The organism is Bradyrhizobium sp. IC3195 (genome assembly GCF_020193585.1).
Classification (GTDB): domain Bacteria; phylum Pseudomonadota; class Alphaproteobacteria; order Rhizobiales; family Xanthobacteraceae; genus Bradyrhizobium; species Bradyrhizobium yuanmingense.
On the sequence record NZ_JADYVG010000001.1, the window covers coordinates 182,731 to 193,996 of the forward strand.

Below are 11,266 nucleotides of genomic sequence, written 5' to 3' on the forward strand. Positions count from 1 at the left end.
GCGCGTGGGTGTCCGAGGTCTCTTCACCTCTCCCCAACGGGGAGAGGTCGATTTGTGTCTCGCGATGCGGAGCATCGTCGAGCTCAAATCGGGTGAGGGGGCTCAGCTCCCACGAGACACCGTAACCCCTCACCCGAATTGCATCTCCGATGCAATTCGACCTCTCCCTTCGGGAGAGGTGAAAGCGAGCGCGCGATGACCGAACGTCTCGACACATTCGCGGTCACGCTCGCCCAGCTCAATCCGACCATGGGCGACGTGGAGGGCAATGCGGCCAAGGCGCGCGCGGCGCGGGCGCAGGCCAAGTCCGGCGGCGCCGATCTCGTGTTGTTTCCAGAACTGTTCATCGCCGGCTATCCGCCGGAAGACCTGGTGCAGAAGCCCGCCTTCCAGGCCGCCTGCCGCGCCGCGATCGAAAGCCTCGCGCGCGAGACCGCCGATGGCGGGCCTGCGATGCTGGTCGGCACGCCCTGGGTCGAGGAGGGCATGCTCTACAATGCCTGTGCGCTGCTCGACGGCGGGCGCATCGCGAGCCTGCGTTTCAAGTGCAACCTGCCGAATTACGGCGTGTTCGACGAGAAGCGGCTGTTTTCGCGCGGCCCTGCCGCCGGTCCCGTGACTGTGCGCGGCGTGCGCATCGGTGTGCCGATCTGCGAGGACATCTGGCTGGAAGAGTCCGAGGATTACGAGAACGTGGTCGAGACGCTGGCCGAGACCGGCGCCGAGATCATCCTGGTGCCGAACGGCTCGCCTTACGCCCGCGACAAGAACGACGTGCGCCTGTCGGTCGCGGTGGCGCGCGTCACGGAGAGCGGGCTGCCGCTGGTCTATCTCAACCAGGTCGGCGGCCAGGACGAGCTCGTGTTCGACGGCGCATCCTTCGCGCTCAATGGCGATCTCTCGCTCGCGGCGCAGCTGCCGGCCTTCGAAGAGGGCATCGTCACGCTGCGCTTCAGCAGAAACGGCGACGACTGGCGCTGCAGCGGGCCGATCGCCGAGCTGCCCGAGGGCGACAAGGCCGACTACGCCGCCTGCGTGCTGGGCTTACGCGATTACGTCACCAAGAACGGCTTTCCAGGCGTGCTGCTCGGCATCTCCGGCGGCATCGATTCGGCGCTCTGCGCGGCGATCGCGGTCGACGCGCTCGGCGTCGACCAGGTGCATGGCGTGATGCTGCCTTACCGCTACACCGCGCCGCATTCGATCGCGGATGCCGGCGAGCTCGCCGGCCATCTCGGCATCCGCTACGAGGTGCTGCCGATCGCCGAAGCCGTGACCGGGTTCGAGACGATCCTGTCCGGCATCTTCAAGAACCTGCCGCCCGATATCACCGAGGAGAACCTCCAGGCCCGCACCCGCGGCACGCTGCTGATGGCGATCTCCAACAAGACCGGGCTGATGGTGGTGACGACCGGCAACAAGTCGGAGATGTCGGTCGGCTACGCCACGCTTTATGGCGACATGAACGGCGGCTTCAACCCGATCAAGGACATCTACAAGACGCAGGTGTTCCGCCTGGCAAGCCTGCGCAATTCCTGGAAGCCGGAGGGCGCGCTCGGCCCTGCCGGCGAGGTGATCCCGCCCGACATCATCACGCGCCCGCCGACCGCGGAGCTGCGCGAGAACCAGACCGATCAGGACTCGTTGCCGCCTTACGACGTGCTCGATGCCATCCTGGAGCGCCTGGTCGAGCGCGAGGAGCCGCTCGACCAGATCATCGCCGCCGGCTTCGACCGCGAGACGGTGATCCGGATCGATCATCTGCTCAACGTCGCCGAATACAAGCGCCGCCAGGCCGCGCCTGGGGTGAAGGTGACACCGAAGAATTTCGGCCGCGACCGCCGTTATCCCATCACCAACCGTTTTCGCGACAAGGGCCAGCCGTTGCCGGCGACGGATGAGGCGCTGGTGTCACGTGGAAGCACGGCGTCAATCGACGCATTCGAGGGGTGAAGCCTAGCCTGAGCGACGGCAGGGGCTATGACGGGGTTGCGAAAAACAGCACCCTCAGGAAGCGCGTGTATTCGGATTCGAGCGCCATGATCGCCACAAATACGAATACCACGACCGGCGGCAGCAGGATGGCATAGGTCAAGGCCAGCCGCTCCCAGGCCATGTGCATGAAGACGGCGACGATCAGGCCGGCCTTCAACATCATGAACAGCAGGATCAGCGACCACCTCAGATAGCCATGCAGGCCAAAGTAGTCGACGAGGTAGGAGAACGTGCTGAGGACGAACAACCAGCCCCAGACCACGAGGTAGAGCTTGATCGGGTGCTGTTGCCCCTCAGCGTGAACGGCTTCCGTTCCGACTGCGCCGTGCGCCGGAGCGTGGAGCCGCTCTTCCATGTGTACCGCCGCGTTTGTCATGCGCCGACCTCACCAAAGATAGAAGAATGCAAAGATGAACACCCACACGAGATCGACGAAGTGCCAGTACAGGCCCGTGATCTCGACGATCTCGTAATTCCCCCTTCGGCTCGTGAAGAAGCCGCGCCTCTCGACGTCGAAGTCGCCACGAAAGACCTTTCGCGCGATGGCGATCAGGAAGATCACACCGAACGTCACATGGGTGCCGTGGAAGCCGGTGATCATGAAGAAGCTCGCACCAAACTGCGGGGCACCCCATGGATTGCCCCAGGGCCGGACGCCCTCCATGATCAGCTTGGTCCATTCGAAGGCCTGCATTCCGACGAAGGTCGCGCCGAAGGCTGCAGTGACCAGCATCAGGATTGCGGTTCTCACGCGATCGCGGCGGTAGCCGAAATTGACGGCCATCGCCATCGTACCGCTGCTGCTGATCAGCACGAAGGTCATGATGGCGATCAGGATCAGGGGCATGTGGTTGCCCCCGATATCGAGGGCGAAGACTTCGCTGGGATTGGGCCACGGCACGGTCGTCGACATGCGCGCCGTCATGTAGGAGAGCAGGAAGCAACTGAAGATGAAGGTGTCGCTGAGGAGAAAGATCCACATCATGGCCTTGCCCCAGGACACGTTCTTGAAGGCGCGCTGATCGGACGCCCAGTCGGCGGCGATGCCGCGCCAGCCTTCAAGCCGCGCAGGCGATTGGCCCGGATTTGTCAGCACGGTCTCAGCCATCTGGTCTCGCCTCCCTAGCTCAGCAATTGGCGGCAGATGTCGATGAAATCGTCAGTCCAGCCGGTGAGAAGACCGAGCAGGACAAGCCAGACCAACAGCAGGAAGTGCCAGTAGATGGCGCACAGCTCCACGCTCAAGCGCATGTCGGCGATCTCGGCGCCGCGCCACATCTTGGCCGAGGTTCGGCCCAAGGCCACCAGACCGCCCGTCAGGTGCAGCCCGTGCACTGCGGTCAACAGGTAGAAGAAGGAATTCGATGGATTGGACGCCACGAAATATCCCGCAGCCCCGAGCCGTTGCCAGGCCAGGAGCTGCCCGGCGAGGAAGATCACGGCAGATGCTCCGCCCGCGAGCAGACCGATCATGACGCCTTCGGTATCGTGTCGGCGCGCGGCCACGTACGACCATTGCAGCGCGACACTGCTCAGGACCAGGACGCCCGTGTTGACCCACAGCAGCCGCGGCACCGGCAGCGGCCGCCAGTCCACCACGCTCATGCGCATCGAGTAGGCGCTGATGAAGAGGATGAACAAGGCGCTCGCGACCGCGAGAAACACGCCAAGTCCGATCTTCGCTGCCGGCCAGGTTATGGCATCGCCGCCGGGGAAGTCACCGGCCGGGCCTTCCTCCAGCCAGGGCTTGGCCGTCAGGCGCTGTTGCGACAGCCACCATCCGGCGATCACCGCAAGCACAGCCAGGAACAGGATGATGGCGCTCACGAAGCAGCTCCCTGAACGAGCTGAGTCGCACGCGGCGGCTGGTTCTGCGGAATGAAGTCCTCCGCGGCACCGGGCACACTGTAATCATAGGCCCAGCGGTACACGACAGGGAGCTCCTTGCCCCAGTTGCCGTGCGCCGGGGGCGTCTCCGGCGTCTGCCACTCCAGCGTCGTCGCCCGCCACGGATTGCCGCCTGAGGCCTCACCTTTGAACAGGCTCCAGACAAGGTTGAACAGGAACACCATCTGGCTAAAGCCGACGATCAAGGCCACCACGGAGATGAAGGCGTTGAGTGAATGGGCCGAGGACGGGATGAACGTCGTATCCAGGAGTTCGAAATACCGGCGCGGGACCCCGAGCAGTCCAAGATAGTGCATGGGGAAGAAGATCAGGTAGGCGCCGAGGAAGGTGACCCAGAAGTGAAACTTGCCCATGGCCTCGTTCAGCATCCGCCCCGTGACCTTTGGGTACCAATGATAGATCGCGCCGAGCACGACCATGATCGGCGCCACGCCCATCACCATGTGGAAATGGGCGACCACGAACATGGTATCCGAGAGGGGCACGTCCACGACGACGTTGCCGAGGAAGAGGCCGGTGAGCCCGCCGTTCACGAAGGTGACGATGAAGCCGAGGGCGAACAGCATCGGCACCGTGAGATGAATGTCGCCGCGCCACAGGGTCAGCACCCAGTTGTAGACCTTGATCGCGGTGGGGATTGCGATGATGAGCGTCGTGGTGGCGAAGAAGTACCCGAATTGCGGGAACATGCCGCTCACATACATGTGGTGCGCCCATACGATGAAGCTGAGCGCGCCGATGGCTACGATCGCCCAGACCATCATGCGATAACCAAAGATGTTCTTGCGCGCATGCGTGCTGATCAGATCGGAGACGATGCCGAAGGCGGGCAGGGCAACGATGTAGACTTCGGGATGACCGAAGAACCAGAACAGGTGCTGGAAGAGCAACGGGCTGCCGCCGCCATGTTTCGATAGCGTGCCCATCTCGAGGAGGGCGGGCATGAAGAAGCTGGTTCCCAAGAGACGGTCGAATAGCAGCATGACCGAGGCAACGAACAATGCAGGGAACGCGAGGAGCGCCATAACGGTCGCCGTGAAAATGCCCCACACCGTCAGGGGCAGGCGCATCAAGGTCATGCCGCGCGTGCGCGCCTGCAACACAGTGACCACATAGTTCAGCCCGCCCATGGTGAAGCCGATGATGAACAGGATCAGGGACGCGAGCATGAGAAGGATGCCCCAATCCTGCCCGGGCGTTCCTGAAAAGATTGCTTGCGGCGGGTACAGCGTCCAACCGGCGCCGGTGGGGCCACCGGGCACGAAGAATGTCGAGGCAAGCACCAGGACTGCGAGCAGGTAAATCCAGTAGCTCAGCATGTTCACATAGGGGAAGACCATGTCCCTGGCGCCGACCATCAGCGGGATCAGGTAGTTGCCGAAGCCGCCCAGGAACAATGCAGTGAGCAGGTAAATCACCATGATCATGCCATGCATGGTGATGAACTGGAGGTACTGGTTGGCATCGATGAAAGAGAATGTGCCGGGGAATCCCAGTTGCAGCCGCATCAGCCACGACAGCACCAGGGCCACCAGCCCGATGGCCGTGGCCGTCAGCGAATACTGAATGGCGATCACCTTGGCGTCCTGCGAGAACACATATCGTGTCCACCAGCTCCGCGGATGATAGAGCTCGACGTCAGGTACTTCGGCAGGCGGGATGCCGGGGATTCCTTCATATGGAACATCGACCATAGAACCTCCTCGGTCGTTCCATCGGGGGGAGGCGCTGGCCTCTTGCGCCCGATCTATCTTCGGCGGCAGCTTGCTACTTGCTGCCGGATTGGTACGTCGTCTTCACGACGGCTTTTGCCGGCGATAATTCTGCGAACGTTTTTTGTTGCTCCAGCCAAGCGTGATATTCACGCTCTTCGTCGACGATGACCTTGGCCCGCATTTGATAGTGAGCAGTGCCACAAAGCTCCGCACAGAGGACATCGAAGGTTCCGGTTCGGATCGGCGTGATCCAGAAATAGGTCACCATGCCTGGAACCATGTCCATCTTGGCCCGGAATTCGGGCACGTAGAAATCGTGCAGGACATCAACCGAGCGGAGGAGAACCTTGACCGGCTTTCCGACTTGAAGGTGCAGGTCGCCGCTCTCGATCACGACATCGTCCTGCGCGTGCCGGTCGTCACGATTGAGCCCCATCGGATTGTCGGAAGCGATGTTGCGGACATCCGATGTGCCCAACTGCCCATCCTTGCCCGGAAGGCGGAAGCTCCACTGCCATTGCTGGCCCATGACCTCGATCTCGGTGGCATCCGCAGGCACCGTCACGAACTGGTGCCAGACCACGAGGCCAGGCGCCAGCATGGCCGCGACGCCGACGCCGGTCCCGACGCTCAGCCACCATTCGAGCCTTTTGTTTTCCGGATTGTAGTCAGCCCTTCTTCCCTCTCTATGGCGAAAGCGGAAGACGCAGTAAGCCATGAAGGCGATCACGGCGACGAAAACAAAGCCCGTGATCCAGAACGTGATGTTGATCGTGTGGTCGATATAGGCCCAGTTCGTGGCGATCGGCGTCCACCACCACGGGCTGTAGATGTGAAACAGCACCGAGCCGATCGCGACCAGAAGCAGTATCAGTGCGACAGCCATCCTGATCCATCCTTGCCATCGAAGGCTACGGATACGAATCCCGGGCGGAGCTCATGTCTGTCGCGATGGCTGGCCTTTCTTGGCATATGCCATCGCCGGCCTCTTGCTTCGCCCAGTCCACCGATCGCGAAATCAAGAGAACGCTCGCGACCTTCAACTCTAAGGGCGTCTGCGTCTAAAATGATCCCAGCCTAATCCGGCGTCAATAGAGCAATAGAGGTGCCCGAATTGGTGTGATTGCCGGTGCTGGCAAACCGACAAGCATCCGGTGCCCATTGTTCGGTTTGGGTGATGCAACGCACAAATCCGTGCTGGTGCGCAATTCACCCAACCGTGAGTGCAGTCGTGCTCCGCGCGCGCTAAGCTTGCCGGGCAGGTCGCGACGGGTTCCGTCCGGCCAGGCTCGGTTACTGAACCTGGGTTGCCGTACCAGACCCATCGCGTTTCCTGCTCGTCAGGCGGACACGCGTGGCTGAAGAGCGCGTGTTGTCGAAAACCGCGATTTTCAGCACGGGAGGGTCCGTACATGGCCACTCTGTACTCCCACGACATCAGGCGGCGCGCATTCGGCGAAGCGACCTCCTATCCCATTCGCAAGATAAGCTTGTCCGACCTGACCGAGGTCCTGCGCCTGGGTTGGGGTGATTTCCAGGCGATGCCGAGTCACGCGATCGTCGTGTGCCTGATTTATCCCGTTCTCGGTCTCGTCCTGTTCAGGATGGTGCTCGGCTATTCGGTGCTGCCGCTACTGTTTCCGCTGGCCGCCGGCTTTGCCTTGATCGGTCCTTTTGCCGCGATCGGTCTCTACGAACTCAGCCGTCGTCGCGAGCGCGGCGAAGAGGTCGAAGCATGGGATGCGATCAAGGTGCTGCGCGCACCGTCGTTCGGCGCCATGGTCGAACTCGGCGTGCTCCTGCTGGTCCTGTTCGGGGCCTGGATCGGTGCCGCGAACGCAATCTATGTCGCGATCTTCGGTCACGCTGCGGCCGCAAGCATACCCGACTTCGCAACGCGCGTGCTGACGACACCCGAAGGCTGGTCGCTCATCATCATCGGTTGCGGTGTCGGCTTCCTGTTTGCGGTTGTGGCATTGTGCGTCAGCGTCGTGTCATTTCCGTTGATGCTGGACCGTCATGCGACGGCGATCGACGCGATCCGCACGTCGCTCCGAGCGGTGGCGGCGAATCCGGTTGCGATGGCCGGATGGGGCCTCATCGTGGCGGCGCTGCTCGTGATCGGCTCGCTGCCGCTCTTCGTCGGTCTCGCCGTCGTTCTGCCGGTGCTCGGTCATGCCACCTGGCACCTCTATCGGCGGGTGGTCGAGCCCAATCCGAACCCACCGGACGCACCGCTTCCGCCCCGGAAGGGCAGGCGCTACGCAGCAGACTTTCCGGCCAATCTCTTCCCGTGGAGCCGCGAGGGCGAGCCGTAACAGCGGAACGGCCGCGCTGGGACGCCTGCGCGGAGCATGACAGAGCGACGGCCTACTTCTGCTGCTGCGGCAGGAAGGTGGGGCCGACCGAGCGGATCGGCTTGTTCTCCGACGCGGGGCTCGCGTCCGCGGGCGGCGTGGCGACCGGTGCGGCAGCAGTTGCTGGCGCAGGAGCCGCGCCTTTCTTGGCATTGGCAGGCTGCGGCGCGCCCTTGTTGAGCCGTTGCTGCTGCATCTTCCTGGCGCTTTCCTCGGTGACGATGATGTCGCCCTGCTGCTCGGCCGCGGCCTTGTCGTCGGCCGATTTCAGCGCATCCGCCCAGGTCTGTCCCGCCGCCTTGCAGGAGCAGGACGGGTTGAACTCGCTGCGGAATTTGAATGCGGTCGGCAGCGCCGTGTAGGGCTGGCCGCCGATCGAGACCGCAGCGTTCATATCCTCGCCGGGATTGCGATGGCTGTAGAGCACGGCTTCCGCCGCCGGGCACAGCGCCTTGCAGGTCTTCTCATCGTCAGGGAAGCGCGCCGGCACGGTGGCAAAGGAGATCGGGAAATAAGCGCCGTCGCAGGTGCGCACGCAGACGGTGCGGAAGGTGCCGGATTGCGGGCCGAGATCGGAGGGCGGCATGGCCTGCGGATTGTTCGGGTTGTTGCCGCCGAACAGATTGCTGAGGAAGTTGCCGCCGCCCTGCTGCTGCACGGCATTGGCATATTGCGGGCCGCAATTGTTCTGCGCCAGCGCCATCAGCACCGAGCGGCGCTGGTTGTCGCGCTCCGGGTTGGCGCCGGGGCCGCCGCGCAGCCGCTCGAGGCTGCCGGTAATCTGGTCCAGATTGGCGCGCATCTGCTGGATCTGGGTGTTGACCGGGCCGCACTGCGCCGACTGGCCGTTGAACAGCGAGAAGAAGCCGGAGGAATCGCAGCCCATGCGCTTGGCCTGCATGGTGACACGGTCGAGCTCGGCCTGCTGCTTGGCCTGGGAATCCTGGTAGCGGCGGATCTGCTCTTCGCGCGCGGCATCACCTCCGCCGCGATCGAGCGCGGCGAGCTGGGCTTCCAGCCGCACGCACATCGGGTTCGGTCCGAGCCCGTTCTGGCCGGGCTGGGGCGGCGGGCCGGCCTGCGCCAAAGCGCCATCGGCGAGCACGAGTGTGCCGAGGAGCACGGTGCAGGCAAGGAGGGAGCGGGCACGGAGGAGAGAGAGGAATTCAGGCATATCCGCCATTCTAGCGAGGTCACGGCCCAGCGTGATCATCCAAGTGAGGTGGGGGCCGAAGCGCGCCCTCCCAATAGCCGCTTCCCGCGGCATCGTCACGTCGTTTCAGGGGCCGAACTGGTCCTAAGGTCTGCCAGCTCCGAGGGAATTCAGCGCTGGCAGGTGATTGCGACATATTCGTCGCAATGGCCATGGGAGCAGTTTGTGCCGGTTTTGGGGACGGAGCCGGTAATTTCGTCGGGATCGACCCGGCGATAGCCTGATGCCTTTGCAAAATCTCGTGACTGGCAATAGGTGCGCGCGGCGGAGGCGCCGCATGTGTCGCCCTTGGTGTCGTTCTTGGCCAGGCACTGGTCGGCGATGATGAAGACGCGGGTCTCGGCGCGCGCGGAAGGTGCTGCAAGGAGCGAGGCGCCGAAAATGAGCGCGAGCAGGGATCGCATGAAAATACCGGAGCAAAAAATCAGGGAACTGCAGTTCCAGAATGGCCTCAAATGGTTAGGGGATCATGAAGCCTTAAGGCAGGCCGCGCCCCGTGCGGAGGCAAAAACGGCATTTTCGCGGCCCTTGACGCCGGGGCCCGTGGTGGCCCATATGTGCCCGCATGAACGGTCTCCTCGCCATTTGCGCCATTTGCCGCGAGATTACGAGCTAGCGATTCGCTGGCTGGAGCCGTCTTTTCTCAAACACATTGAGAGCCTTGGACGCCCGGCCGAGAGGGATGGGTTGTCATGGAATTGCGTCTTTACGATACGCTGAGCCGGGAAAAGCGCACCTTCGTGCCGCTCGATCCGAACAACGTCCGCATGTATGTCTGCGGACCGACGGTCTATGACTTCGCCCATATCGGCAATGCGCGGCCGGTGATCGTGTTCGACGTGCTGTTTCGGCTGCTGCGCCACATCTACGGCGAGGCGCACGTCAAATATGTCCGCAACATCACCGACGTCGACGACAAGATCAACGACCGCGCCGCGCGCGACTTTCCCGGCCTGCCGCTGAACGAGGCCATTCGCAAGATCACCGAGCAGACCGGCAAGCAGTTCCATGCCGACGTCGATGCGCTCGGCGCGCTTCGGCCGAGCGTCGAGCCGCGCGCCACCGAGCATATCGGCGAGATGCGCGAGATCATCGAGAAGCTGGTCGCCGGCGGCTTTGCCTATGTCGCCGAGGACCACGTGCTGTTCTCGCCGCAGGCGATGAACGCGGCCAATTCCGCGCTGCCGCGCTATGGCGCGCTGTCGAAGCGCTCGCTCGACGAGATGATCGCCGGCGCGCGGGTCGATGTTGCGCCCTACAAGCGCGATGCGACCGACTTCGTGCTGTGGAAGCCGTCGAAGCCGGGCGAGCCGTCCTGGCCGTCGCCATCCGGCATCAAGGCGGAGGGGCGTCCGGGCTGGCACATCGAGTGCTCAGCGATGGCCTGGAAGCATCTCGGCGAGCATTTCGACATCCATGGCGGCGGCATCGATCTCGTGTTTCCGCACCACGAGAACGAGGTCGCGCAGACCTGCTGCGCCTTCCATCGCGAGCGCATGGCGAATTATTGGATGCACAACGGCTTCTTGCAGGTCGAGAGCGAGAAGATGTCGAAGAGCCTCGGCAACTTCATCACGATCCACGAGCTGCTCAGGGATTGGCCGGGTGAGGTGCTGCGCCTCAACATGCTCAAGACGCATTACCGCTCGCCGATCGACTGGACCATGAAGTCGCTGGAGGAGAGCGCCAAGACGCTCGACGACTGGTATCGCGTCGCGGCCGATGTCGTGTCCGGCGAGCCGGCTCCGTCGGTGGTCGAACCGCTGCTCGACGACCTCAACACGCCGCAGGCGATCGCGGCGCTGCACGGCCTCCGCGGCAACGATATCGCAGGTCTTGCGGGCTCGTTGCGGCTGCTCGGATTCCTCTCCGAGAGCGCGGCGCAGTGGGAAGGGCGCAAGCAGCAGGCGAGCGGGATCGACGCCAAGGAGGTCGAGCGCCTGCTCGCGGAGCGAACAGCTGCGCGTAGCCGCAAGGACTTTGGCGAGTCCGACCGCATTCGCGATCTGCTCGCTGCGATGGGCGTCGCGATCAAGGACTCCAAGGAAGGCACCACCTGGGAGATCGCCCGATGAAGC

The 11,266-nt window shown here is 63.3% G+C and carries 10 protein-coding genes; 3 read left to right on the forward strand and 7 right to left on the reverse strand.

All coding sequences use genetic code 11. The annotated features are described in order from the left end of the window. The first annotated feature begins 195 nt into the window (after window positions 1–195). Complete coding sequence (locus tag I6F09_RS00735) at window positions 196–1,953, forward strand: NAD+ synthase (RefSeq protein WP_225187273.1); 1,758 nt, start codon at window positions 196–198, stop codon at window positions 1,951–1,953. Between the two features lie 25 nt (window positions 1,954–1,978). Here the strand turns inward: I6F09_RS00735 and I6F09_RS00740 are convergent, their stop codons facing one another. The 5 genes from I6F09_RS00740 to I6F09_RS00760 form a co-directional block, all read right to left on the reverse strand. Continuing rightward, window positions 1,979–2,350: a cytochrome C oxidase subunit IV family protein gene (locus I6F09_RS00740; protein ID WP_085972013.1), complete on the reverse strand. Its 372-nt coding sequence runs from the start codon at window positions 2,348–2,350 to the stop codon at window positions 1,979–1,981. Between the two features lie 30 nt (window positions 2,351–2,380). Continuing rightward, window positions 2,381–3,103, reverse strand: a complete 723-nt coding sequence (locus tag I6F09_RS00745) for a heme-copper oxidase subunit III family protein (protein WP_036001504.1) — start codon at window positions 3,101–3,103, stop codon at window positions 2,381–2,383. Window positions 3,104–3,117: 14 nt separating this feature from the next. Beyond that, complete coding sequence (locus I6F09_RS00750; protein WP_036022264.1) at window positions 3,118–3,822, reverse strand: cytochrome c oxidase subunit 3; 705 nt, start codon at window positions 3,820–3,822, stop codon at window positions 3,118–3,120. After that, window positions 3,819–5,597 (reverse strand): cbb3-type cytochrome c oxidase subunit I, encoded by a 1,779-nt coding sequence (locus tag I6F09_RS00755; protein WP_225187274.1) that lies wholly within the window; start codon window positions 5,595–5,597, stop codon window positions 3,819–3,821. Before I6F09_RS00755 ends, I6F09_RS00750 begins: the two co-directional genes overlap by 4 nt. 73 nt (window positions 5,598–5,670) lie before the next feature. Beyond that, the gene (locus tag I6F09_RS00760) at window positions 5,671–6,504 is read right to left on the reverse strand and encodes a cytochrome c oxidase subunit II (RefSeq protein ID WP_036001495.1); all 834 of its coding nucleotides are present in this window, start codon (window positions 6,502–6,504) and stop codon (window positions 5,671–5,673) included. Between the two features lie 526 nt (window positions 6,505–7,030). On the opposite strand from I6F09_RS00760, the gene I6F09_RS00765 reads away from it, so the two are divergent. Beyond that, window positions 7,031–7,936 (forward strand): DUF2189 domain-containing protein, encoded by a 906-nt coding sequence (locus tag I6F09_RS00765; RefSeq protein WP_036001493.1) that lies wholly within the window; start codon window positions 7,031–7,033, stop codon window positions 7,934–7,936. A gap of 52 nt (window positions 7,937–7,988) precedes the next feature. Here I6F09_RS00765 and I6F09_RS00770 read toward each other — a convergent pair whose 3' ends face one another. Together I6F09_RS00770 and I6F09_RS00775 are read right to left on the reverse strand one after the other, a co-directional pair. After that, window positions 7,989–9,158: a DUF2865 domain-containing protein gene (locus I6F09_RS00770; protein WP_128262289.1), complete on the reverse strand. Its 1,170-nt coding sequence runs from the start codon at window positions 9,156–9,158 to the stop codon at window positions 7,989–7,991. Window positions 9,159–9,298: 140 nt separating this feature from the next. Next, entirely contained in the window at window positions 9,299–9,592 is a 294-nt protein-coding gene (locus I6F09_RS00775; protein ID WP_225187275.1) for a hypothetical protein, read from the reverse strand. Between the two features lie 288 nt (window positions 9,593–9,880). On the opposite strand from I6F09_RS00775, the gene cysS reads away from it, so the two are divergent. Continuing rightward, window positions 9,881–11,263 (forward strand): cysteine--tRNA ligase, encoded by a 1,383-nt coding sequence (gene cysS / locus I6F09_RS00780; RefSeq protein WP_225187276.1) that lies wholly within the window; start codon window positions 9,881–9,883, stop codon window positions 11,261–11,263. The last annotated feature ends 3 nt before the right edge of the window (window positions 11,264–11,266 follow it).